The following is a 22541-nucleotide window of genomic DNA, read 5'->3' as shown; positions in this document are numbered from 1 at the left end:
GCGCGGGCATGCAGACGTCGAAGACGATCGTCGCGGTGAACAAGGACCCGGAGGCGCCGATCTTCGAGATCGCCGACTACGGCGTCGTGGGTGACCTGTTCAAGGTCGCCCCGCAGCTCACCGAGGAGATCACCAAGCGCAAGGGCTGATCCCCAGACGCGCGAAGCGGGCCGTGCTCCAGGCGGAGCACGGCCCGGTTCCGTCTCTCAGCGCGCTTCGTCCCGGCCCTTGCAGGCGAGCTTGTCGGCGCGCTCGTTCTCCGGGTGACCGGCGTGGCCCTTCACCCACTCCCACGCCACCTCGCCGTGGCGGGAGCACTCCGCTTCCAACCGCTGCCAGAGCTCGGCGTTCTTGACCGGCTTCTTGGCCGAGGTCAGCCAGCCGTTGCGCTTCCACCCGCGCATCCACTCGGTGATGCCCTTGAGCACGTAGGTGCTGTCGGTGTGGACGCGCACCAACGGGATCGGCCGGGTCAGGGCGGCCAACCCCTCGATCACGGCCGTCAGCTCCATCTTGTTGTTCGTCGTGGTCGGGTCCTTGCCGTAGAGCTCCCGCTCGTGATCGCCGTAGCGCAGCACCACGCCCCAACCGCCCGGGCCGGGATTGCCGCTGCATGCGCCATCGGTGAAGAGGTCGACGCGCTCGGTCTGCATGCGCTCGAACTTAGCCGTCCCGTCCGGAGGGTCCGGGCAGCGGCATGCGAGGAAAGTTCCCACGCTCACGTCGGCGCCGTTGTTGGCGGAGCGCGAGGAAGGTTCCCCGTGCACGTCGGCCCCGGTCCGCTGTGAGTGGCAGGACGGTTCCCACGTGCCCCCCGGCCCGGGTGCCGGCGGAGTGGGAGGAAGGTTCCCATGCGCACGTCCGCACCGGTTCCGGAGTGCGTGGCAGGACGGTTCCCCAGTAGCCAGAACTTCCGTCGTCCGGGTGGTGGGTGCGACGGCTGCTCGACGAGCCGGACACGTGCTGGACTCGGCGGTGTCGCAGGTCCGGGTGGCGCAGCACGCACCTGGCATTCACCGAAAGTTCTGGCTCCGTGTCATCCGCCGGTGTGTTGGGCTTTCGCCGCCCGGCGATACACCTGGGACATGTCCGAGATGCAGCTGTTGGCCAGCGCCGCGCCGAGCGCGACGGCCGACGCACACTACTCGCTGCTCGTCGCTCGTGATGCCGATGAGGTCCACGCCGCGCAACGCCTGCGCCACCGGGTGTTCGCGGAGGAGATGGGAGCCACGGTCACGGGCGGGGAGTTCGGCGTCGACCAGGACTCCTTCGACGACCACTGCGACCACCTGATCGTGCGGGACGACCGCAGCGGCGAGGTGGTCGGCACCTACCGGATGTTGCCGCCCGAACGGGCTTGGTCCGCCGGGATGCTCTACTCCGAAACCGAGTTCGACCTCTCCTCGCTCGACGAGCTCCGCCCTTCGCTGGTGGAGACCGGCCGCTCCTGCGTGCACCCGGAGCACCGCAACGGTGCCGTGGTGAGTCTGGTGTGGACCGGGATCGCCCGCTACATGCTGCTGCACGGGCACACGATGCTCGTCGGCTGCGCGTCCGTTCCGCTCGACGACGGCGGTGTGCAGGCCGCGCACGTGTGGCGGACGGTGTCGCAGAAGCACTACGCGCCGGCGGAGCGGCGAGTGCACCCGCACCGGCCGTGGGACGCCGGCGACCTCGACGAGCGCTCCGCGATCCCGCCGCTGCTGCGCGGCTACCTTCGGCTGGGCGCCGAGGTCTGCGGCCGGCCCGCGCACGACCCGGACTTCGGGGTCGCGGACTTCTTCGTGCTCCTCGACCTGGAACGCGCGGACCAGCGGTACATGCGGTTCTTCCTCGGAGACGCGGCATGAGCCACCCGTGGATGCCGGAGTCGCCGTGCGGGCTTGAGTGCCTCCCTCCGCGCGACCCCGGCACCGAGGTGGGTCGGCTGCGGCTGGCCGTGCGCCTCGGGTGCACTGTCGGCCTGCTGCTGCTGGGCAGCGCGATGGTGCTGGGGCTCCCTTCACCGCTGCGGCGGAGGGCGGTCCCCCGGTGCTTCCGGATGTTGTTGCGTGCCTTGGGGATCCGCCTGGAAATCCACGGTGCGTCGGCGCCGGGTGGTGCGTTGGTCGTGTGCAACCACGTCTCGTGGCTGGACGTGGTCGCGTTGCAGGTGCTGACCCCGATGAAGGTGCTGGCCAAGGTCGAGGTCCGCTCGTGGCCGCTGCTGGGTGCGCTGGCCGGCCGGGTCGGGACCGTCTACATCGACCGCGACCAGCTGTCGGCCCTCCCGGAAGCGGTGTCCACGATCGCCGACGAACTCCGAGCGGGTGCGGTGGTCGCCACGTTCCCCGAGGGCACCACGTGGTGCGGTGCCGCGAGCGGCACGTTCCGCCCCGCCGTGTTCCAGGCAGCCCTGGACGCGGGCGTCCGCACGCAGCCGGTCGCGGTGCGCTTCCGCGACGGTGACGGGAACGCGACCGCCGCGGCGGCGTTCTTGGGCGAGGAGAGCCTGGTGAGCTCGGTGCTGTCGGTGGCCCGCGTGCGAGACCTGGTCGTGGAAGTCGTGGTGCTGCCGGAACTGACCGCCACCGACCGCCGGGCGATGGCCCGGGAAGCCCAGGCTGGGATCACGCGCGTCACCGGCGCACGCCTGGGGCACGAGGAGACCCGGGAGCCCGTCGCGGCCTGATCGCACGATCACCGGGATGAGCGGTCGGCTGCGCCAGGCGGGTGGGACACCTGGACCTCCACCCCGGTCGAGGGAGCAGGCTAGCCGGGTGGACACCGCGAGCCCCTCTTCCGACAGCGCGCTGTGGCACCCGCACCGCCGCGCCTTCACAGCCGGTCTGATCCTGGTCATCACGCTCGTGGCGTTCGAGGCGATGGGGGTGGGCACCGCGCTGCCCACGATCGTCGCCGACTTCCACGCCTCGCAGTGGTACTCGTGGCCCCTCACGGTGTTCCTGTCCGCCAGCGCTGCGGGAACCGTGCTCGGCGGGAGGGTGGCCGACACCCGCGGACCGGCCGTACCGCTGCTGGTGGCGCTGCCCTCGTTCGCCGCGGGCCTGCTGCTCGCCGCCCTCGCGCCGGGCATGGCCGTGCTGTTGGTGGCGCGCGTGGTGCAGGGGCTCAGCGGTGGTGTGCTGATCGTCTCGCTGTACGTGATGATCGCCCGCGTCTACCCGGAGCGGCACCGGCCCGCCGCGTTCGGCGCGCTGTCCGCGGCGTGGGTGGTGCCTGCGCTGGTGGGTCCCTTGATCGCCGGGCTGCTGACCGAGCACGCCAGCTGGCGGTGGGTGTTCGGCGGCCTCGCACCGCTGGTCTGCCTCGGCGCCGGGTTGCTGGTCCCCACGTTGCGCCGGTTCGGCGAGCGCGGTGCCGAGCCCGCCGAGGCCCGGCCCAGGCTGCCGTGGGCGGCGGTGGGCGCGGCGGTGTCCGTGGTGGCCTTGACCTGGTCGGCGCAGCAGGCGTCGTTGCTCGCGCTCGGGGTCGCGGTGGTGGGACTGGTGGTGCTGGTCCCGTCCCTGCTGCGGTTGCTGCCGCCAGGGACGCTGCGTGCCCGCCCGGGGCTGCCGGTGATGGTGCTGGCCCGCGGTCTGCTGGCGGGACTGTTCTTCACCGCGCAGGCGTTCGTCCCGCTCAGCCTCACCGTCGTGCACGGGTTCTCCGCTTCGGCCGCGGGCCTCCCGCTGACGGTGGGGTCGCTGGGGTGGTCGGTGGGCGCCCTGTGGCAGAGCAGGCAGCGGCGGCTGCGCGGGGAGCAGATCGTCGCGGCCGGGTTCTGCCTGGTGGGGACGGGTGTCTTCGCGCTGCTGCAGGCGTTGCCGTCGTGGGGTGCGCCGTGGTTGGTGTTCGTCGGGTGGTTCGTGGCCGGGATGGGCATGGGCATCTCGGTCGCCACGACGGCCGTCGTCGTCCTGTCGCTGTCCCCCGAGGCCGCGCGCGGGTTCAACTCCTCGGCGCTGCAGATCTCCGACATGCTCGGGCAGGCGTTGCTGGTGGGCGCCGGTGGTGTGGTGGTCAGCGCGCTGGCCACCGCGGACGCGCCGACCCGGGGCGTGCTGCCGCTGGATCTGGGGCTGCTGGTGGCGACACTGCCGGCGGCTGTGGTGCTGCTCCGCGCAGGGCGGGTCGAACGGGTCTGACCTGCGTGTTCTGCTGGACCGCGAGGAAAGCGGTGGTCGGCTTGCATTACCCTGGATGAGCGATGACTTACCTCGACCACGCCGCTACGACCCCGATGCGGCCCGCAGCGGTGGCCGCGATGAGCGAGGCGTTGACCTGGATCGGCAACGCCTCGTCCCTGCACACCTCGGGTCGGCAGGCGCGGCGCAAGGTCGAGGAGTCCCGCGAGGACATCGCCGACGCCTTGGGTGCGCGGCCCTCGGAGGTGCTGTTCACCGCCGGCGGGACCGAGAGCGACAACCTCGCGGTCAAGGGCATCTTCTGGGCGCGGCGATCCGCCGACCCGGCGCGGCGCCGGATCCTGGCCTCCACGGTCGAGCACCACGCGGTCCTCGACGCCGTGGAGTGGCTGGCCGAGCACGAAGGCGCCGAGGTGACCTGGCTGGAGGCCGACGCAGCGGGCCGGATCTCCCCCGAGGTCTTCGAAGCGGCGCTGAGCAGCGCCGACGACGTGGCGCTGGCCACGGTGATGTGGGCGAACAACGAGGTCGGCACGGTCAACGCCATCGCCGAGCTCTCCGCCATCGCCGACCGGCACGGCGTTCCGCTGCACACCGACGCGGTGCAGGCGGTGGAAACGCTGCCGGTGGACTTCGCGGCCTCGGGCGCCGCGGCGCTGACGATGACCGGCCACAAGGTCGGCGGCCCCTACGGGGCCGGTGTCCTGCTGCTGTCCCGCGACGTCACCTGCACTCCGGTGCTGCACGGCGGTGGCCAGGAGCGCGAGGTGCGGTCCGGCACGCTGGACACCCCCGGTGTCGTCGGGCTGGCGGCGGCGGTGCGGGAAGCCGTCGACGGCCGCGAGGTGCACGGGCCGCAGCTGGCGAAGTTGCGGGACGACCTGATCAGCGGGGTGCGCGCGGCCGTGCCGGACGTGGTGCTCAACGGCGACCCCGGTGGTGAGGCCATCGGTGGTGGGCCGTCCCGGCTGCCGGGCAACGCGCACTTCACCTTCCCCGGCTGCGAGGGCGACAGCCTGTTGATGCTGTTGGACGCCAAGGGAATCGAGTGCTCCACCGGATCGGCTTGCACCGCTGGTGTTTCCGAACCCAGCCACGTGCTGCTGGCGATGGGCGCTGACCCGAAGGCCGCGCGGGGGTCGCTGCGCTTCTCGCTGGGGCACAGCTCGACCGCGGCCGATGTACAGGCACTCACCGAGGTCATCGGACCGGTGGTGCAACGAGCGCGTAGCGCCGGGTTGGCCGGGTTGCGCCGATCTTCGGCGGCCACGGCCGCCACGGAGGTGTGAGTCGTGCGAGTGCTGGCAGCCATGAGCGGGGGAGTGGACTCCGCGGTCGCGGCCGCCCGGGCGGTCGCCGCAGGTCATGACGTGACCGGGGTGCACCTCGCCCTGTCCGCCAAGCCGGGGACTCTGCGGACCGGTGCGCGCGGGTGCTGCACCATCGAGGACTCCCGCGACGCGCGCCGCGCGGCGGACCTGCTGAGCATCCCGTTCTACGTGTGGGACTTCGCCGAGCGCTTCACCGAGGAGGTCATCGAGACCTTCGTCGGCGAGTACGCCGCAGGCCGCACCCCGAACCCGTGCCTGACCTGCAACGAGAAGATCAAGTTCGAGGCGTTGCTGGAGAAGGCGATGGCGTTGGGATTCGACGCCGTGTGCACCGGCCACTACGCCCGGTTGTCCGTGGTGGACGGTGTTCCGGAGCTGCGGCGCAGCCGCGACGAGGGCAAGGACCAGTCCTACGTGCTGGCGTCGCTGACCTCCGAGCAGCTGCGGCACTCGATGTTCCCGCTCGGCGGCTCGCTGAAGTCCGAGGTCCGCGAGGAGGCCGCCGAGCAGGACCTCGCGGTCGCCAAGAAGCCGGACAGCCACGACATCTGCTTCATCCCCGACGGCGACACGAAGAGCTTCCTGGAGAAGAAGCTCGGCCAGACGCCGGGGCAGCTGGTGGACGACGAGACCGGTGAGGTCCTCGGCGAGCACACCGGCGTGCACGGTTTCACCGTCGGCCAGCGCAAGGGACTCGGCATCGATTCCCCTGCCCCGGACGGCAATCCGCGCTACGTCCTGTCCCTCGAACCGGTGTCGGGCACGGTGAAGGTCGGTTCGCGAGACCGCCTCGCGGTCACCGAGATCGACGCCAAGCGCCCGATCTGGCCGTCGGAGAAGCCGCTCGACGGCCCGACGGAGTGCGTCATCCAGGTCCGCGCCCACGGTGGAACCGCCGACGCGGTCGCCGAATTCGACGGTGCGGGCATCACGATCCAGCTCCGCCAGGAGCTGCAGGGCGTGGCGCCGGGCCAAGCGGTCGTGCTCTACCGCCCGGAAGAGTCGGGAGACCTCGTCCTGGGCAGCGGCATCATCTCCGCCACCCGCTGACCCACGTCGCGAGGCGCTCGGCGAGCGCCTCGGGGTGTTCCTCGACGAGCAGGTGGCCGCTGTCGGGGCACACCGTCACCTCCTGACCGCAACCGTCCCGGACCGGCCCGGTGAGCGCGCTCGGCGGGTAGAGCCGGTCGTGGTCCCGGCCACGACGACGCGGTCGACGTCCCTGTTGGGTGGTGCGGTCCCGGGGTTCAGGCTGGTGCCGGGCGACCACCGTCATCCACTCCACGAGTTGCTCGTGGCCGGTCGATGCTCCGCAGATCTGTGTGGTGGAAATCCGTCCGGTCGCCCGCGAACCCTGCCATTCTGGTCCCGTGGGTGAGCTGCAGGTGGCGGAGTTCGGTGAGGGCCCGCGGGTCGTTCTGGTGCACGGGCCCGGGACGTGGGCGCGGCACGACACCTTCGGGTTCGGGGCGCAGCTGGAGCTGGCGGACGAGTTCCAGGTGGTGCTGCCGGACCGCCGCGGCTACGGCGGCAGCCCGGACGTGGAACGCAACGACTACCGGCAGGACGCCGAGGACGTCGCCGAGCTGGTCGGCGAAGGGGCCCACCTGGTCGGGCACTCCTCGGGTGGTGTCGTCGCGATGCTCGCCGCGCTGCACAACCCGGCAGCGGTCCGGTCGCTGACCCTGATCGAACCCGCGTGCTTCCAGATCGCCCTCGACGCGCCGGTCGTGGCCGAGGCCGTGCGGCGCAACCGGGAAGCACTCGCCGCGTTCCCCGAGGGCACCTCGGACGAAGACCTCGTGCGGCTGAACTTCGAATCCGTCGGTTTCCCCGCTCCCGAGCCCACTCCGGAACTGGTGCGCGCGACGCGCACCGCGCTCCGCGAGTTCCCGTCCTGGGAGGCGCACATCCCGGTCGAAGGACTGACGCGGCTCCCGGTGCAGGTGATCACCGGCACCTGGGACGTCGCGCCACCCGCCTACCGAACCCACGGCGGCGAGCCGCTGCTGGAGTGCGCCCGCGCCACGGCGCAGCGCCTCGATGCCGAGGTGCTGCGAGTTCCCGGCACCTCGCACTGGCCGCACAGCCAGCGCGCGGACGTCGTCAACCCCGAGCTCCGCAGGTTCTGGCGCCCCTAGAACTCGCGTGGGAGAGCAGATGCGGTGTGCTCGCCGGAGATCGTCGTGCGGGGGCCACAGTTGCAGGAACCAACGAGTGTGCACAGTCATTCGCAGGTGAGCCGCGTAGAGGTCGCTCCCCGCGAGTCCCGTTGCTGTGGTGTGGATTCGACGGCCCTGGAGGCCGATCGTTCGACGAGGCGGGGAGGTTCGAGCGCAGAGGTTTGAGGTGACGGCACGAGGCCGAGGGTGGCTCGGCAGGTGGAACCTCGCGAAGGTCGCTCAACACTCATGATCTTGGCCCGTCCCACCGTTCGAAGCGGGATGCCAGTCGTCTGCGAGTGGCCGAGGAAGCACCCCGGCGCCGTGGTGCGAGCCGACGGGCCGAACCACGAGTTGCCGGGGGGCGAGCGCACGATTCGTTGCTGCGGCGCGCGACGAAGACCGTCCCAAGACGCCGCGAGGTCCGGCCGCTTCGACCCTGACCTCCCCGGTGGGCGTGCTCAGGTGCCTCCGCCCAGCTCCAGATCGTCAACCCGAAGCGCTCCGAAGCCGCGCAGCCCGCGAACGGGCCGGCTTCGGCGTGTCGGGTCCGGACACGCCGGAGGTGGCGACATGTCGCGCGAAATGTCGCTCGCCTCGCCAACGACACTTCGCGCGAAATGTCATCAGGGGAGCGAAGGTCCTCGCTGTTGCGGAGTGGGGTGGCTCTTGGCCTAGTGCCGACCTGTCTGTCGGGTTAATGTCTGGCCCCACACGACGGAGTGGGAGGTCCGATGGTGGAGCTTCGGGGGAGCACGGTCGCGGACGTGGTGCGGCGGAGCGCGGCGCGCGTGGGCGACCGGGAGGCGTTGCGGTTCGACGATTCCGCAGGTCAGCAGCGGGTCTGGACGTACGCTGAGCTCGACGCCGCGGTGAGTCGGGCGGCCGGGTTCCTGCTGGCGTCAGGGGCGGTCAAGGGTGATCGGGTCGCCGCCTACGGGAAGAACTCCGACGCTTACCTGATCGGGTTCCTGGCCTGCGCCAGGGCGGGGCTCGTGCACGTGCCGATCAACTACAACCTCAGCGGAGGGGAGCTCTCCTACCTCCTCTCCCAGTCGGGCAGCCGCTTCGTGCTTGTCGATCCGGCCTTGACCGGCAACGTCGAGGAGGTGCGCGGGGAAACCTCGCTGGAGCAGCTCCTCCCGCTGCGGGACGAGGAGGGCTCCTTGCTGTCGCGCAGCCTCGAGGGCGGAGTGCCCGACCTCGACGTCTCCGTCGCCGACGACGACCTCGTGCAGCTGCTCTACACCTCCGGCACCACCTCGCTGCCCAAGGGCGCGATGATGACGCACCGGGCGCTGCTGCACGAGTACATCTCCTGCCTGCACGCGCTGGACTTCGACGAGCACGACCTGCCGCTGCACGTGATGCCGCTGTACCACTCGGCGCAGATGCACGTGTTCCTGCTGCCGCACCTGATGATCGGAGCGGGCAACCACCTCGTCGAGGCCCCCGAGCCCGGCGATGTCCTGCGCCGCGTCGAGAGCGAGCAGATCACCTCGTTCTTCGCCGCGCCGACGGTGTGGGTGGCGCTGGCCAACCACGACGACTTCGCTCAGCGCGACCTGAAGTCGCTGCGCAAGGCCTACTACGGCGCGTCGATCATGCCCGGCCCGGTGTTGCAGCGACTGCGCGAGCAGCTGCCCGAGCTGGGCTTCTACAACTGCTTCGGGCAGTCGGAGATCGCCCCGCTGGCGACCGTGCTGCGCCCGGAGGAGCACGACGAGCGCCCGGATTCGGCCGGTCGGCCCGTGCTGTTCGTCGAGGCCAAGGTCGTCGACGACCAGGGCGAGGAGGTCCCGCCCGGTGAGCTCGGCGAGATCGTCTACCGCTCGCCGCAGCTGTGCACCGGGTACTGGGACAAGCCGGAGGAGACCGACGAGGCCTTCCGCGGCGGCTGGTTCCACTCGGGCGACCTGGTGCGCCGCGACGAAGCCGGGTACTGCTTCGTCGTCGACCGCATCAAGGACGTCATCAACACGGGGGGTGTGCTGGTCGCCTCCCGCGAGGTCGAGGACGCCCTCTACACCCACCCGGCCGTCCAGGAGGTCGCCGTCATCGCTGTCCCCGATCCGAAGTGGATCGAGCGCATCGCGGCTGTCGTCGTCCCCAAGGGCGAGATCACCGAGCAGGAACTGCTCGACCACGCCCGGGAGCACCTGGCCGGGTTCAAGCTCCCCAAGCAGATCCGCTTCGTCGACGACCTGCCCCGCAACAGCTCCGGGAAGCTCCTCAAGAGGGTGCTCCGCGACGAGCTCGCCTGACGCCTGCCCCGAGGCGGTCGGTGCCGAGCGCTCGATCGACTCGACCGCCACCGCCTCGCGCGGGTGCCGGATCGACTCTCACGCCGCGATGCCGGCGAGGTGGCGCAGCGAGTTGATGAGGTGGTCCGGGCCGAACGGCGGGAACGTGATGCCGCGATCCCGGACGTGCTGCGGCACGGCCGACCAGTCGTAGGTGAGCGTCACGTCCGTTCCGGTCCGACTCGTCGGAGCGAGGTCGTAGCGCCAGGTCCAGCCGCCGAACTCGACTTCTCCGTCGTCCTTCTCGTACCCGGTCGCCCAGCCGATGGTGCGGTTCGCCGTGAACGCGCGCACCTCGTTGACCACCCGGTAGTCCCCGTCGGGGTGGGCGGCGTGGTGCATGTCCACGCGGAAGGTCTGCCCCACGGCGGTCAGCGGAGCTCGGTCCACCGGCTCCTGCACCCAACCGGTGCCGTCGATCGTGGGATGTGTCGTCGGATCTGCCAGCACCGCGAACACCTTGGCAGCCGGCGCGGCGACGGACAGGGTGGCGCTCACGTTCTCCCGGGGCACGATGTGCGCTCCTCTCCGCCGGTACGGGTGGGCTCCACACAGGGAGACCGCTCGTGGAGACGGAACTCATCGGTCGAGGACTCCCCGAGCCGGGGAGGCTCGTGATCCGAGTCTTCCTCGCGATCACCCACGTGTGCGGCGGGTGCGCGGCGGTCGATAATGGAAGGGTGAGTGATGCAGCGTGGGGTCCGGGTGTGGCGTCTGCCGTCGGGTCTGTGCCGGGGACGGATCCGGTGGAGGCCGCGCGGATGGTGGTCGGGGAGTTGCCGGAGCTGATGCCGGTTCCCGAACTGCCCGCCCGCGGGGTCGGAGCCGACGTCCTCGGGCGGACGGCCGGGCTGCTGGTCGACTTGGCGGTCGAGGTCGTGCCGTCCGGGTACCGGGTGGCCGGGACGCCCGGGAAGGACCACCGGCGTGCCGTGGACCTGCTGCGCTGGGACCTCGACGCGCTGGAGCAGGCCGTGGGCGAAGCCGGTGCGCCTGAGGTCGTGAAGGTGCAGGCGGCCGGGCCGTGGACGCTCACCGCCGGGGTCGAACTCGCGCGCGGGCACCGGGTGCTCACCGACCGCGGAGCGTTGCGCGACTTCACCGATTCGCTCACCGAAGGCCTCATCGCGCACGCCGAGCAGGTCGCCGCGCGCACCGGTTCGCGCGTGGTGGTGCAGCTGGACGAGCCGTCGATGCCCGCTGTGCTGAGGGGTTCGCTGCCGACGCCGTCCGGCTACGGCAACGTGGCGGCCGTGCCGGAGCCGGAGGTGCAGCGACTGCTCGGCGGAGTCATCGAGAAGCTCAGTGCCGCAACGGGTTCGCCGGTCGTCGTGCACTGCTGCGCTCCGAGTCCGCCGGTGGAGCTGCTGCGCCGCGCCGGAGCCGCCGCGATCTCGCTGGACGCCTCCGGGCTCGGTGACGTCACCGGCCAGTTCGCCGACGAGCTCGGTGAAGCATGGGAAGAGGGCACCACGCTGTTCCTCGGACTGGTGCCCAGCACCGAACCCGCGGGACAGGCCGAGCTGCGCAGCATCGCCCAACCCGCCTTCGACCTCGCCACCCGACTCGGATTCGGGAAGAAGACCCTCGCCGAACGCGCCGTGCCCACCCCCACCTGCGGCCTCGCCGGAGCCTCCCCGGACTGGGCCCGTCGCGCGATCTCCCTCACCAACGACCTCGCCAAGCTCTTCGCCGACGAGTCCGAATCATGACGAACGACCGCACCCGCACGTGCTCAACGTGTTCACTCCCCGCGCCGGTCGAGCAGGGGTTCTGCTGACCTAAACCTGATCAGACCAACCTGAGGTGCTCTTGTTGCTCGACTGTTTCGCGGAAATGCGCGTGGTCCGGCTTTTGCGCTGGTAGGAAGAATCCCCGTGGGGAGTCATTGTGTCAGCGAGCTTGACCGGGTCGCGTGGATCGGGCGGAGCACGATCCAGGACGCGGCGTGCCTGACCTTGGTCCGCGACAGCGACCTCGGTCGGGTGGCCGAGTCGTTCGGGGCGGTCACCTCCCACGGGAGGTCACTGGACATCGACGAGTTCTGCGAAGAGGCGTTCGCCTACCAGGAGAAGCACCCGATGATCGCGCTGCGGGTGGTCGGGGACTGGACGCTGGTGGTCGAGGACAGCGGCGACCAGGGAAGCCGCCCCGAGGTGCTGCGGCGGGTCGCGCGTCCCGAAGCCGTGTCCTGCTTCTGGGACGAGGACCGGCGCACGCGGTTCGCGCACGCCGTCGACGGCGTGATCCACACGTCGTTCGAGGCCGTGCTCCCCGAGTACCGCGAAGGCACCCACCCCGACGGGCTGGAGGAGCACCGCGCGCACCTGCCGTGGTCGGAGGGCTGCCCGGTGCAGCTGATGCTGGCGCTGGCCGGCCGCCTCACCGGAGTGGTGCCCAGCGCAGATTGGTTGAGCGGGGAGTTCTGCACCTACCCGGTCGCTCCGTGGCCGGACGACCTCGTGTCGCTGCCGCTGGGCGACCTCGACGGTTACCCGGCGGAGATGCTGACCGCGTTGCGGTCGGCCGGTGAGCCGGAGCAGCGGAGGGTGCTGCGCTCCCTCGCGCGCTACGTCGCGACCACCGCCGACTGCCTCGACCTCCCGGTGGTGCAGCGGATCCTCGCCGGCACCCGGCCGACGTGCTCGGAGGTCGACGAGACCGTGCGCGAACTGGTGTGGCGGGGCATCTGGGAGCGGCCCGCGCTGGTCAGCCGCAACCGGCTGCACGCGATGCAGGTGCTCCGGGAGGTCATGCACGACGACCCCCGCAGTGCCCTCTCCGGCGTGCTCACCAGCGCGACCGCCGTGCGCGGTGCGGAACCGGCTGCGATCACCGCCATCGTCCGCGACGAGCTGGCCTGAAAGTCCGCGTCCCGCCACGGCGGGACGCGCGGGGCGGCACAATGGTCCGCATGTTCAGGTTCCTGCGTCGTCGTGACGCCGAAGCGCCCGCCGAACCGGTCGACGTGTCCGCCGAAGCGGCGGAGCGGGCGGCGGCGTTCTGGTCGTGGTGGGAGGAACACCTGCCCGAGATCGCTTCCGCGCTCGGCGACAGCGAACCGCAGCGCGTCGAGAACCTCGTAGCCGAGGCCGTCGCGGGCGTGCACCCGGACCTGACCTTCAGCATCGAGCACGGCGAAGAAGCCGCGTACGCGCTGGTCATCAGCAGCCAGGCCGATCCGGAGCTGCGGCCCTGCACCGATGCGTGGATGGCTGCCGCGCCTCCGGCCGACACGCTCTGGGAGTACCACGACTCGGTGCCGGCCGTGCCCGACCCGACGCAGGTCACGGTCAACCTGCGCGGCGAGAAGTACCCGTTGGAGCAGGTGCGGGTGGCCGCGCAGGTCGACGAGGCCGAGGCGCTGGTCGACGTCGCCGTCTACCACCCCGGCTTCCACAAGCTCGACGACAACGCGCGCCAGGCCCTGACCTTCCTGCCGCTGGACGCCACCCTCGGCGAACGGCTGGCCGCCGACCGGCTGGGACGGGTGGAGACCGCCGAGGCCGAACCCGACGGTGCCATCGGACTGCTCGAGCTGCGCGAGCTGGTGCGCGAGGTGGACCGCAACGCGCAGTGAGCCGCTGCGTGCCCGTGTCGGGGTTGCTCGCTAGTCTCGGGGCGTGACCAGCAAGGACGTTGACCAGCTCCACCCCACCGAGGACGCCGAGGGCGTGCCCGCCGACCCCGTCACCTCGGGGACGGCCGAAGGCGTCGAGGACGTGCCGCCCGACGTGCGCGAACAGTACGCGGAGCTGGCCGAGGAGGTACGCGGCCACCAGTTCCGCTACTACGTGCTGGACTCGCCGACGATCTCCGACGGCGAGTTCGACGAGCTGTTCACCCGGCTCCAGCGGATGGAGGACGAGCACCCGGCGCTGCGGGCACCCGACTCGCCGACGCAGGTCGTCGGCGGCACCTTCTCCACCGCGTTCACCGCGGTCCCGCACCTGGAGCGGATGCTGAGCCTGGACAACGCCTTCGACTCCGAGGAGTTGCGGGCGTGGGTCGAGCGCGTGGAGCGGGAGGTCGGTGGCGACGCGCACTACCTCTGCGAGCTCAAGATCGACGGACTCGCGGTCAACCTGCTCTACCGCGACGGCCACCTGGAGCGGGCGCTGACCCGCGGTGACGGGCGCACGGGTGAGGACGTCACGCTCAACGTGCGCACCATGGGCGACGTGCCTGAGCAGCTCACCGGCACCGACGAGTACCCGGTCCCGCAGCTGGTGGAGGTGCGCGGCGAGGTCTTCTTCCGCATCGACGAGTTCGCCGAGCTCAACGCCAAGCTCGTCGACGCGGGCAAGCCCCCCTTCGCCAACCCGCGCAACGCCGCCGCCGGGTCCCTGCGGCAGAAGGACCCGCGGATCAGCAGGTCCCGCCCGCTGCGGTTGATCTGCCACGGATTGGGCAAGCGCGAGGGGTTCGAGCCGCAGCGCCAGTCGGAGTCCTACGCGGCGCTCAAGGCCTGGGGCCTGCCGGTGTCCCGCCACACCGTCGTGCTGTCCACTGTGGATGAATTGCTGGAGCACATCGAGCACTGGGGCAAGAACCGGGACTCGGCCGAGCACGAGATCGACGGCATCGTCATCAAGGTCGACGAGGTCCCGCTGCAGCGCAGGCTCGGCACCACCTCGCGCGCGCCGCGCTGGGCCATCGCCTACAAGTACCCGCCGGAGCAGGCCACCACGCGGTTGCTCGACATCCAGGTCAACGTCGGGCGCACCGGCCGGGTCACCCCGTTCGCGGTGATGGAGCCGGTCAAGGTCGCCGGGTCGACCGTTTCGATGGCCACTCTGCACAACGCCGACGAGGTGCGGCGCAAGGGCGTGCTCATCGGTGACCGCGTGGTGATCCGCAAGGCCGGCGACGTCATCCCCGAAGTGCTGGGCCCGGTCGTCGACGTGCGCACCGGCGACGAGCGCGAGTTCGAGATGCCCGAGACCTGCCCGGAGTGCGGGACCCGGTTGGCGCGGCAGAAGGAAGGCGATGTCGACCTGCGCTGCCCGAACGCCCAGGGCTGCCCCGGCCAGCAGCGCGAACGGCTGTTCTACCTGGCGAGCCGCAAGGTCCTCGACATCGACGCGCTCGGCTACGAAGGGGCTTCGGCGTTGCTCAACGCGGGCGTGCTCGGGGACGAAGGCGACCTGTTCGACCTCGACGAGGCCAAGCTGCTGAAAACCCCGCTCTACACCACCAAGGAGGGCAACCTCTCGGCCAACGGCGCCAAGCTGCTGGCGAACCTGGAGGAGGCCAAGCAGAAACCGCTGTGGCGGGTGCTGGTCGGCCTGTCCATCCGCCACGTCGGGCCCACCGCCGCGCAGGCCCTGGCTCGGGAGTTCGCGACGCTGGAGCGCGTCGAACACGCCTCCGAGGAGGAGCTGGCCAACACCGACGGGGTCGGGCCGACGATCGCCACCGCAGTGCGCGAGTGGTTCGCCGTGGACTGGCACCGCGAGATCGTGCGCAAGTGGCGCGAGGCCGGTGTGCGGATGGCCGACGAGCGCGACGAGTCGATCCCCCGGACGCTGGAGGGGATGTCGATCGTGGTCACCGGCACGCTGCAGCAGTACTCCCGGGACGACGCGAAGGAACAGATCATGACCCGCGGCGGCCGGGCCGCTGGTTCGGTGTCGAAGAAGACCGCGTTCGTCGTGGTCGGTGATTCGCCCGGGTCGAAGTACGAGAAGGCGATGCAGCTGAAGGTTCCGGTGCTCGACGAGGACGGGTTCACCGTGCTCCTGCAGCAGGGTCCCGAGGCCGCCGCGGAGCGAGCCCTGCCGCCCGAGTAGCGAGGAGGTCGTCGGTGCGGGGTGGCAGGATCACCGCCATGGCGACGATTCGAGCCGCCCTGCCGGCGGAGCACGCGGTCGTGGGGGAGATCGCGGCGAAGGCCTACGCCGACACGGGCAACCTCCCCGCCGACGGTTCGTACGTGTCCGAGCTGCGCAACGCCGCCGACCGCGCGGTCAGGGCCGAGTTGCTGGTCGCGCTCGACGGCGACCGCCCGGTCGGCACCGTGACCGTGGTCCGGCCGGGCGATGCCTACGTCGAGATCGCGCGACCGGGCGAGGTGGAGTTCCGGATGCTCGCGGTGGCCTCGGAGGCGAGCGGCCGGGGCGTGGGCCGGCAGCTGGTCGAGGCGGTCCTGGAGCGTGCCCGGGGCGAGGGCTTCGGGCGCGTGGTGCTGTGCGTGTCGGAGACGGCCGAGAGCCCGCGGCGGCTCTACGAGCGCATGGGCTTCCGGCGGCTGCCCGACCGGGACTGGCGTCCGACCGACGACATCCGCCTGCTCGGCTACTACCTCGACCTCTGAGCCGGGCGCTCCTAGGCGGGGCCTCAGCCGTCGAGGACGACGGAGACGATGCCCGCGAGGTGTGCGAGGCGGGCGAGTTCCGCTGCGCGGAACATCGGACCGCCGGGGCGACCGGCGAGCAGCACGCGGTCGGGCTTGCCGATGGGCGTGGCGGCCAGCTCGGTGCCCAGCTCCTGCCAGGTCTCCGGCACCCACGCCTCGTCGCCGTCGAGGATCGTGGCGCGCGGCAGCGGCAGCCACGGGAGTTCGAGGTAGCCCTCCTGCGGGGCGGAGGTGGAGGCGGCCAGCTGCTCGGCGCCGCCCGAGCGGTGCCCGAACACGATCGCCCACCCCGACCGGATGATCTTGGGGACGCCTTCGGCGAAGATCTGCAGGCCACGGGAGGGTTCTGCGGCGATCTCCTCGACCAGCTCGAGCTCGCGGTGGGTGTCCAGCACGCCCGCGTAGGGGCGGACGGCGTCGACCTCCACGCCGTCGATGGACTCGGCGGCGGTGATCAGCACGTCCGGCGGGCGCCCGGAGGGCAGCTCCACCACGAGGTCGTCGATGGCCAGGCCGCCGATGCGTTCGACGACGTCGACGCTGAGGATGTCGGCACCGATCTCGCCGAGCGCGCTCGCCACCGACCCGAGGTTGCCGGGCCGGTCCGGTATCTGCACCCGGATGAGGAAGGACACCGGACTCAACGCCTCCAGTTTCGTGCGCGACACCTCGCCGGCCGCGCGTTCTCCTTCGCGTGCTGATCCGCTTCCGCGGCCGCTCGCGCGAGGAGCCAACCGCGAAGAAATTGTGTCAGACGCGGCGTGGTCATCGTGCTGCAGGTTTTGCGGTGCAGTGCTTCGCCCCGCGTGGCGGGGTGGAGCACCGCGTGGAAATCCGCCAGGGGGTGGGAGTTCCAGTCTAGACGGCCGAACACCGCCGCCGATGCCGCTCGTGCGCGGGCTCCCGGAGTGTGAGCGGGGAGCCTCCGCACGGGGCGGGAGTGGTCGTTGTGGCGGTTGCCCGGTCGTGTGATCGCGGTCCGCGGTCGTGGCGCCCGTTCCGGGCGGTGCGCTGCACCGGCGGAGTGCGACCAGGGGATTCGCGGGCGCCGCCGGGTGCGCCTCGCCAGGCACGACCCCTGCCGGGTCTGGCAGCGTGGTCGCCATAGACTGGGACGTACTCGTAAACCGGACATGACCAGGGAGCCTTCGCAGTGTCCAAGATCTCCCGCGACGAGGTCGCACACCTCGCCGGCCTGGCGCGGCTGGCCGTCACCGAGGCCGAGCTCGACACCTTCGCAGGCCAGCTCGACCAGATCCTCGACGCGGTGGCCAAGGTGGGGGAGGTCGCTGCGGACGACATCCCACCGACGTCGCACGCCGTGCCGGTGACCAACGTTTTCCGCGAGGACGAGGTCCGCCCGGGCCTGACGCGCGAGCAGGCGCTCGCTGCGGCGCCCGCGGCCGAAGAGGACCGCTTCCGCGTTCCCCGCATCTTGACTGAGGAGGCCTGATGAGCCTGACCGGGCTGACCGCGTCCGAGCTGGCCGCCAAGCTGGCGGCAGGGGAGGTCACGTCGGTCGAGGTGACGCAGGCGCACCTGGACCGCATCGCCGCCGTGGACCCGCTGGTCCACGCGTTCCTGCACGTCGACGCCGAGGGTGCGCTCGCCGCGGCCCGCAAGGCCGACGAGGACCGGGCCGCCGGCAGGGCGGCCTCGCCGCTGGCCGGTGTGCCGCTGGCGCTCAAGGACGTGCTGACCACGACCGACATGCCCACCACCGTCGGGTCGAAGATGCTCGAGGGCTGGATGTCGCCGTACGACGCGACGGTGACGCGCAAGCTGCGCGAAGCCGGCGTGGTCGTGCTGGGCAAGACGAACATGGACGAGTTCGCGATGGGCTCGTCCACCGAGAACTCCGCCTACGGCCCGACCCGCAACCCGTGGGACACCGAGCGCATCCCGGGCGGTTCCGGCGGCGGCTCCTCCGCGGCGCTGGCCGCGTTCGAGGCTCCGCTGGCGATCGGCACCGACACCGGTGGCTCGATCCGCCAGCCCGGCGCGGTGACCGGCACCGTCGGCGTCAAGCCCACCTACGGCGGGGTGTCCCGCTACGGCCTGGTGGCGTTCTCCTCCTCGCTGGACCAGCCGGGCCCGTGCGCGCGGACCGTGCTGGACGCGGCGCTGCTGCACGAGGTCATCGCCGGGCACGACCCGATGGACTCCACCTCGATCGACCAGCCGGTGCCGCAGGTCGTCGAGGCCGCCAAGCAGGGCGCCAACGGTGACCTGACCGGCGTGAAGGTCGGCGTGGTCCGCGAGTTCTCCGGTGAGGGCTACCAGCCCGGCGTGCAGCGGGCGTTCGAGACGGCCGTCGCGCAGCTGACGAAGCTGGGCGCCGAGGTCGTCGAGGTCTCCTGCCCGCACTTCGACTACGCGCTGGGCGCCTACTACCTGATCGCGCCGAGCGAGTGCTCGTCGAACCTGGCCCGCTTCGACTCGATGCGCTACGGCCTGCGCGTCGGCGACGACGGCGAGAACGACGCCGAGCAGGTCATGTCGCTGACCCGCGAGGCCGGTTTCGGCCCCGAGGTCAAGCGGCGCATCATGCTCGGCACCTACGCGCTGTCCTCGGGTTACTACGACGCCTACTACGGCCAGGCGCAGAAGGTGCGGACGCTGATCACCCGCGACTTCACGGCCGCGTTCGAGCAGGTCGACGTGCTGGTCTCGCCGACCACCCCGACCACGGCGTTCAAGATCGGGGAGCGGGTCGACGACCCGATGGCGATGTACCTCGCCGACCTGTGCACCATCCCGTCGAACCTGGCGGGCAACGCCGCCATGAGCGTCCCCTGCGGACTGTCCGATGAGGACCGTCTTCCGGTCGGTCTGCAGATCATGGCTCCGGCGATGGCCGACGACCGGCTCTACCGGGTCGGCGCGGCCTACGAGACCGCTCGCGACGAGGCCGAGGGCGGTCCGCTCATCAACCGCGTGCCCGAGCTGGGAGCGGCCGTATGAGCCGTTCTCCCCGCACCGATGCAGGAGGTCGCAAGATGAACCCGAAGATGAAGGCAGCGTTCCAGCTCGCTTCCGTGATCTCGGCGGCCTTCGGGCTGAAGGCGAGCTACAAGTCCGCCCGCGAGAACAACGACAAGCTCGAACTGGCCGACGTCCTCATCACGACGCTCAGCCTGATCACGAGCACCGCGCTGGCGGTGCGAGCGCTGCGCAAGGGGAGTGACGACGAGTGACGGCGGTCGCCGAGATCATGGACTACGACGAGGTGCTGGACCGGTTCGACCCGGTGCTGGGCCTCGAGGTCCACGTGGAGCTCTCCACCAACACCAAGATGTTCTGCGGCTGCGCCAACAAGTTCGGCGCCGAGCCCAACACCCAGGTCTGCCCGGTGTGCCTCGGGCTGCCGGGTGCGCTGCCCGTGGTCAACGGCAAGGCGGTCGAGTCCGCGGTCCGGATCGGCCTGGCGCTGAACTGCCAGGTCGCGGAGTGGTGCCGGTTCGCCCGGAAGAACTACTTCTACCCGGACATGCCGAAGAACTTCCAGACCTCGCAGTACGACGAGCCGATCGTCTTCGACGGCTACCTCGACGTGGTGCTCGACGACGGCGAGACCTTCCGGGTCGAGATCGAGCGGGCGCACATGGAGGAGGACACCGGCAAGTCGCTGCACATGGGCGGCTCCACCGGTCGCATCCACGGCGCCGACTACTCGCTGCTGGACTACAACCGGGCCGGCGTGCCGCTGATCGAGATCGTCACCAAGCCGATCACCGGTGCCGGTGAGCGCGCCCCCGAGGTCGCCCGCGCCTACGTGAGCGCGCTGCGGGACCTGCTGCGGGCGCTGCACGTCTCGGACGTGCGGATGGACCAGGGTTCGCTGCGTTGCGACGCCAACGTGTCGCTGATGCCCAAGGGCAGCAGCGAGTTCGGCACCCGCACCGAGACCAAGAACGTCAACTCGCTGCGCAGCGTCGAGCGGGCGGTCCGCCACGAGATGCAGCGGCACGCGGCCGTGCTGACCTCCGGTGGGACGATCCGGCAGGAGACCCGGCACTTCGACGAGTCCACCGGGACCACCTCGGCGGGCCGGCCGAAGGAGACCCAGGAGGACTACCGGTACTTCCCGGAGCCGGACCTGGTGCCGATCGCGCCCTCCCGCGAGTGGGTCGAGGAGCTGTCCCAGACCCTGCCCGAGCTGCCGTGGGAGCGTCGCCGTCGCGCCCAGGATGAGTGGGGCCTGTCCGACGAGGAGCTCCGCGACCTGGTCAACGCCGGTGCGCTGGAACTGATCGCCGAGACCGTCGAGGCCGGCGCCGCTCCGGGCGACGCCCGCTCCTGGTGGGTGGCGTACCTGGCGCAGCAGGCCAACACCCGCGGTGTCGAGCTGGCCGACCTGAGCATCACGCCGAAGCAGGTCGCGCGGGTCGCGGAGCTGGTCGCCGAGGGCAAGCTGACCAACAAGCTGGCCCGCCAGGTCGTCGACGGCGTGCTCGACGGCGAGGGCGAACCGGACGAGGTCGTCGCGTCCCGCGGCCTCGAGGTCGTCTCGGACGACTCGGAGCTGCAGAAGGCGGTCGACGAGGCGCTGGCGGCGCAGCCGGACGTGGCGGAGAAGATCCGCGGCGGCAAGGTCCAGGCCGCCGGTGCGGTGGTCGGCGCCGTCATGAAGGCCACCAAGGGTCAGGCCGACGCCAAGCGCGTCCGCGAGCTGGTCCTCAAGGCCTGCGGCCAGTGACGCACTTCCGAGAACGCCCCCGGCCGATCAGGCCGGGGGCGTTCTCGCGTTCCGGGGTCGCACGCTCGAGGGGCAGGGCACGTGCAGGTCTGGGTGCGTGCACCGCCACGCGAGGCGGTTCCTGAGGAAGGTCAGTCCTTCCCCGCGGTGCCGCCTGTGGGTGGTTCCAGCCGCAGCACCCGGTCGTCGCTCGGGACCGGTCGGCCTCCGTCGCGGTTGGTGGTGCCCAGCCACACCAGGCCGTCCGGGGCCAGAGTCGCGGTGGAGAAGCGGCCGTAGCGGTTCTCCAGCACCTTCGTGGGCTGACCGGTGAAGCTCCCGTCGGGCGCGGGGTGCAGCGTGTAGAGCGCGGCGGCGTCGCGCAGCGCCACGATCACGGTCGTCGGGTCCGCCGCGCACCCCGCGACACCCGGCCGGTCCGCCCAGGTCCAGGCCGGGTTGCCCAGCGGCTCGCCGAACCTGACCCGGTAGAGCGCGTCCTGGCCGCCGTTGCGGTCGGTCACCCAGAACGAGTTCAGCGCGGGGGTGCCGCAGATCCCGGTGGGGTCGTTCAGCCCGGAGGTCACCACCGGCGAGGTCTGCTGCGGGTTGCCCTGGGCCGGCTTGCCGAACCCGTCGATGCGCAGCAGCTTCCCGGCCAGCGACGCCGGGTCGGCGGCGAAGCCCGGGTCGCCGGCGTTGCCGGTGGCCACCAGCAGGGCTCCCTTGCCGTCGTCCAGCAGCGCCCCGGAGTTGCCGGTCGACCCCTTCGGGATGCCGGTCAGCACCGGCTTCGGGCGGTCGCCGGTGGCCACGCGCACGACCCGGTTGTCCGAGCTCGAGGTGACGTAGGCGTAGAAGAGCTCGTCCTCGTGGTAGGTCGGGGACAGGGCAAGACCGGTGAGCCCGCCACCTTCGCTGGCGTCGACCGGGACCCGGGCCAGCTCGACGGGCTTGGCGCCCTTCTGCACGCGCAGCACGCGACCGGTGGTGCGCTCGCCGACCAGCGCGCTCTGCCCGTCGGGCAGCACCGCGACCGCACCGACCGGGTCCAGGCAGGTGGTGATCACCGCGGGGTCCGGGTCTTCGCAGCCGGTGGCTTGCGGCGGCTGCTGCGGGTTCGGACCCTGCGGTGGTTCGGACGGCGGCGCTTCGCTCTCGAACGAGGGTTGCGGTCCGGCCTGCGGCGCCAGCGACGGCTGCTCGGTGAAGGGCTGGGTGTGCTCGTCCGGGAACTCGGCGCACCCGCTCAGCACGAATCCGAGCACCGCGCAGGCGCCCACCAGCACACGAGACCGACGCATCACGCCCACGACCTTATCGGCAGCTCGGTGAACCCGGGGTGAGCCACCGGATCAGCCGCCAGCGCCAGGCCCTGCTCAGCGATCGTCCCGCTCTGCTGCTGCGCGATCTCCGGGCGCGGCTCCCCGAGCACGCCGAGGCGAGGTGCGGCGCCACGCCGTGCACGCAGCGAACCGCTCTGAACCTGCGGCGGGGTCCCGGGTGAGCCCCGTTCTTCCGCGACGTTGGAGGTCCGGCTCTCCCCTTCGAACTTCTCGCGAAGTTCGAAGGCATCGCAGCG

22 protein-coding genes and 1 pseudogene are annotated in these 22541 nt (G+C 71.3%); 17 read left to right on the top strand and 6 right to left on the bottom strand.

All coding sequences use genetic code 11. The annotated features are described in order from the left end of the window. A pseudogene (locus EIL87_RS14860) lies at positions 1-149 on the top strand (electron transfer flavoprotein subunit alpha/FixB family protein); the annotation flags it as partial. 57 nt (positions 150-206) lie between these two features. Here EIL87_RS14860 and rnhA read toward each other — a convergent pair. Next, positions 207-653: a ribonuclease HI gene (gene rnhA, locus EIL87_RS14855; protein WP_125091097.1), complete on the bottom strand. Its 447-nt coding sequence runs from the start codon at positions 651-653 to the stop codon at positions 207-209. A 432-nt stretch (positions 654-1085) separates the two neighbouring features. Here rnhA and EIL87_RS14850 point away from each other — a divergent pair, with 432 nt between their 5' ends. The 5 genes from EIL87_RS14850 (at position 1086) to mnmA (ending at position 6508) form a co-directional block, all read left to right on the top strand. Then, positions 1086-1850: a GNAT family N-acetyltransferase gene (locus EIL87_RS14850; RefSeq protein ID WP_125091096.1), complete on the top strand. Its 765-nt coding sequence runs from the start codon at positions 1086-1088 to the stop codon at positions 1848-1850. Further along, positions 1847-2671: a lysophospholipid acyltransferase family protein gene (locus EIL87_RS14845; RefSeq protein WP_233576254.1), complete on the top strand. Its 825-nt coding sequence runs from the start codon at positions 1847-1849 to the stop codon at positions 2669-2671. Before EIL87_RS14850 ends, EIL87_RS14845 begins: the two co-directional genes overlap by 4 nt. An 88-nt stretch (positions 2672-2759) precedes the next feature. Continuing rightward, positions 2760-4127: an MFS transporter gene (locus tag EIL87_RS14840; protein WP_233576253.1), complete on the top strand. Its 1368-nt coding sequence runs from the start codon at positions 2760-2762 to the stop codon at positions 4125-4127. 62 nt (positions 4128-4189) lie between these two features. Beyond that, positions 4190-5416 (top strand): cysteine desulfurase family protein, encoded by a 1227-nt coding sequence (locus EIL87_RS14835; protein ID WP_125091094.1) that lies wholly within the window; start codon positions 4190-4192, stop codon positions 5414-5416. A gap of 3 nt (positions 5417-5419) precedes the next feature. Further along, the gene (gene mnmA / locus EIL87_RS14830; RefSeq protein ID WP_125091093.1) at positions 5420-6508 is read left to right on the top strand and encodes a tRNA 2-thiouridine(34) synthase MnmA; all 1089 of its coding nucleotides are present in this window, start codon (positions 5420-5422) and stop codon (positions 6506-6508) included. On the opposite strand, the gene EIL87_RS14825 is transcribed toward mnmA, so the two are convergent. Continuing rightward, positions 6489-6734: a hypothetical protein gene (locus tag EIL87_RS14825; protein WP_125091092.1), complete on the bottom strand. Its 246-nt coding sequence runs from the start codon at positions 6732-6734 to the stop codon at positions 6489-6491. The genes mnmA and EIL87_RS14825 overlap by 20 nt on opposite strands. 94 nt (positions 6735-6828) lie before the next feature. Between EIL87_RS14825 and EIL87_RS14820 the strand changes: the two genes are divergently transcribed. Beyond that, entirely contained in the window at positions 6829-7599 is a 771-nt protein-coding gene (locus EIL87_RS14820) for an alpha/beta fold hydrolase (RefSeq protein WP_199740417.1), read from the top strand. 755 nt (positions 7600-8354) lie between these two features. After that, positions 8355-9884: an acyl-CoA synthetase gene (locus tag EIL87_RS14815; protein WP_125091091.1), complete on the top strand. Its 1530-nt coding sequence runs from the start codon at positions 8355-8357 to the stop codon at positions 9882-9884. Between the two features lie 78 nt (positions 9885-9962). Here EIL87_RS14815 and EIL87_RS14810 read toward each other — a convergent pair whose 3' ends face one another. Then, positions 9963-10436: an SRPBCC family protein gene (locus EIL87_RS14810; protein ID WP_125091090.1), complete on the bottom strand. Its 474-nt coding sequence runs from the start codon at positions 10434-10436 to the stop codon at positions 9963-9965. 167 nt (positions 10437-10603) lie between these two features. On the opposite strand from EIL87_RS14810, the gene EIL87_RS14805 reads away from it, so the two are divergent. From EIL87_RS14805 to EIL87_RS14785, 5 genes are all read left to right on the top strand, one after another. Further along, the gene (locus tag EIL87_RS14805) at positions 10604-11635 is read left to right on the top strand and encodes a methionine synthase (RefSeq protein ID WP_125091089.1); all 1032 of its coding nucleotides are present in this window, start codon (positions 10604-10606) and stop codon (positions 11633-11635) included. 165 nt (positions 11636-11800) lie between these two features. After that, positions 11801-12787 (top strand): DUF6461 domain-containing protein, encoded by a 987-nt coding sequence (locus EIL87_RS14800; protein ID WP_125091088.1) that lies wholly within the window; start codon positions 11801-11803, stop codon positions 12785-12787. Between the two features lie 50 nt (positions 12788-12837). Beyond that, positions 12838-13503 (top strand): hypothetical protein, encoded by a 666-nt coding sequence (locus tag EIL87_RS14795; RefSeq protein ID WP_125091087.1) that lies wholly within the window; start codon positions 12838-12840, stop codon positions 13501-13503. Positions 13504-13546: 43 nt separating this feature from the next. Continuing rightward, entirely contained in the window at positions 13547-15715 is a 2169-nt protein-coding gene (ligA, locus tag EIL87_RS14790; RefSeq protein ID WP_125091086.1) for an NAD-dependent DNA ligase LigA, read from the top strand. A gap of 38 nt (positions 15716-15753) precedes the next feature. Then, positions 15754-16239 carry a GNAT family N-acetyltransferase gene (locus EIL87_RS14785; protein WP_125091085.1) on the top strand — a complete coding sequence of 162 codons (486 nt, stop codon included), beginning with the start codon at positions 15754-15756 and terminating at the stop codon, positions 16237-16239. 23 nt (positions 16240-16262) lie between these two features. Here EIL87_RS14785 and EIL87_RS14780 read toward each other — a convergent pair whose 3' ends face one another. Next, on the bottom strand, positions 16263-16916 hold the full coding sequence (locus EIL87_RS14780) for an ACT domain-containing protein (protein ID WP_199740427.1): 654 nt from the start codon (positions 16914-16916) through the stop codon (positions 16263-16265). 518 nt (positions 16917-17434) lie between these two features. On the opposite strand from EIL87_RS14780, the gene gatC reads away from it, so the two are divergent. Genes gatC through gatB form a run of 4 tightly spaced genes read left to right on the top strand, consistent with a single transcriptional unit; the run spans position 17435 to position 20980 of the window. Then, the gene (gatC, locus tag EIL87_RS14775) at positions 17435-17734 is read left to right on the top strand and encodes an Asp-tRNA(Asn)/Glu-tRNA(Gln) amidotransferase subunit GatC (protein ID WP_093146731.1); all 300 of its coding nucleotides are present in this window, start codon (positions 17435-17437) and stop codon (positions 17732-17734) included. Then, positions 17734-19245, top strand: a complete 1512-nt coding sequence (gene gatA / locus EIL87_RS14770; RefSeq protein ID WP_125091083.1) for an Asp-tRNA(Asn)/Glu-tRNA(Gln) amidotransferase subunit GatA — start codon at positions 17734-17736, stop codon at positions 19243-19245. The genes gatC and gatA overlap by 1 nt, the downstream gene beginning before the upstream one ends. 35 nt (positions 19246-19280) lie before the next feature. After that, the gene (locus EIL87_RS14765) at positions 19281-19478 is read left to right on the top strand and encodes a hypothetical protein (protein ID WP_125091082.1); all 198 of its coding nucleotides are present in this window, start codon (positions 19281-19283) and stop codon (positions 19476-19478) included. Then, positions 19475-20980: an Asp-tRNA(Asn)/Glu-tRNA(Gln) amidotransferase subunit GatB gene (gene gatB, locus EIL87_RS14760; protein ID WP_125091081.1), complete on the top strand. Its 1506-nt coding sequence runs from the start codon at positions 19475-19477 to the stop codon at positions 20978-20980. The genes EIL87_RS14765 and gatB overlap by 4 nt, the downstream gene beginning before the upstream one ends. 131 nt (positions 20981-21111) lie before the next feature. Here the strand turns inward: gatB and EIL87_RS14755 are convergent, their stop codons facing one another. Together EIL87_RS14755 and EIL87_RS27720 are read right to left on the bottom strand one after the other, a co-directional pair. Continuing rightward, positions 21112-22263: a PQQ-dependent sugar dehydrogenase gene (locus EIL87_RS14755; RefSeq protein ID WP_199740416.1), complete on the bottom strand. Its 1152-nt coding sequence runs from the start codon at positions 22261-22263 to the stop codon at positions 21112-21114. Continuing rightward, the gene (locus tag EIL87_RS27720; RefSeq protein WP_267898852.1) at positions 22263-22394 is read right to left on the bottom strand and encodes a hypothetical protein; all 132 of its coding nucleotides are present in this window, start codon (positions 22392-22394) and stop codon (positions 22263-22265) included. The genes EIL87_RS14755 and EIL87_RS27720 overlap by 1 nt, the downstream gene beginning before the upstream one ends. Between the last annotated feature and the right edge of the window lie 147 nt (positions 22395-22541).

The sequence above is a fragment of the Saccharopolyspora rhizosphaerae genome, from assembly GCF_003931915.1.
Classification (GTDB): Bacteria; Actinomycetota; Actinomycetes; order Mycobacteriales; family Pseudonocardiaceae; genus Saccharopolyspora; species Saccharopolyspora rhizosphaerae.
This window is presented reverse-complemented; position numbering and strand designations above follow the sequence as displayed.

Coding starts and splice junctions, on each gene's coding strand:
- rnhA (WP_125091097.1), bottom strand. CDS start 653: ATGCAGACCGAGCGCGTCGACCTCTTCACCGATGGCGCATGCAGCGGC.
- EIL87_RS14850 (WP_125091096.1), top strand. CDS start 1,086: ATGTCCGAGATGCAGCTGTTGGCCAGCGCCGCGCCGAGCGCGACGGCC.
- EIL87_RS14845 (WP_233576254.1), top strand. CDS start 1,847: ATGAGCCACCCGTGGATGCCGGAGTCGCCGTGCGGGCTTGAGTGCCTC.
- EIL87_RS14835 (WP_125091094.1), top strand. CDS start 4,190: ATGACTTACCTCGACCACGCCGCTACGACCCCGATGCGGCCCGCAGCG.
- EIL87_RS14825 (WP_125091092.1), bottom strand. CDS start 6,734: ATGACGGTGGTCGCCCGGCACCAGCCTGAACCCCGGGACCGCACCACC.
- EIL87_RS14815 (WP_125091091.1), top strand. CDS start 8,355: ATGGTGGAGCTTCGGGGGAGCACGGTCGCGGACGTGGTGCGGCGGAGC.
- EIL87_RS14795 (WP_125091087.1), top strand. CDS start 12,838: ATGTTCAGGTTCCTGCGTCGTCGTGACGCCGAAGCGCCCGCCGAACCG.
- EIL87_RS14785 (WP_125091085.1), top strand. CDS start 15,754: ATGGCGACGATTCGAGCCGCCCTGCCGGCGGAGCACGCGGTCGTGGGG.
- gatA (WP_125091083.1), top strand. CDS start 17,734: ATGAGCCTGACCGGGCTGACCGCGTCCGAGCTGGCCGCCAAGCTGGCG.
- EIL87_RS14765 (WP_125091082.1), top strand. CDS start 19,281: ATGAACCCGAAGATGAAGGCAGCGTTCCAGCTCGCTTCCGTGATCTCG.
- EIL87_RS14755 (WP_199740416.1), bottom strand. CDS start 22,263: ATGCGTCGGTCTCGTGTGCTGGTGGGCGCCTGCGCGGTGCTCGGATTC.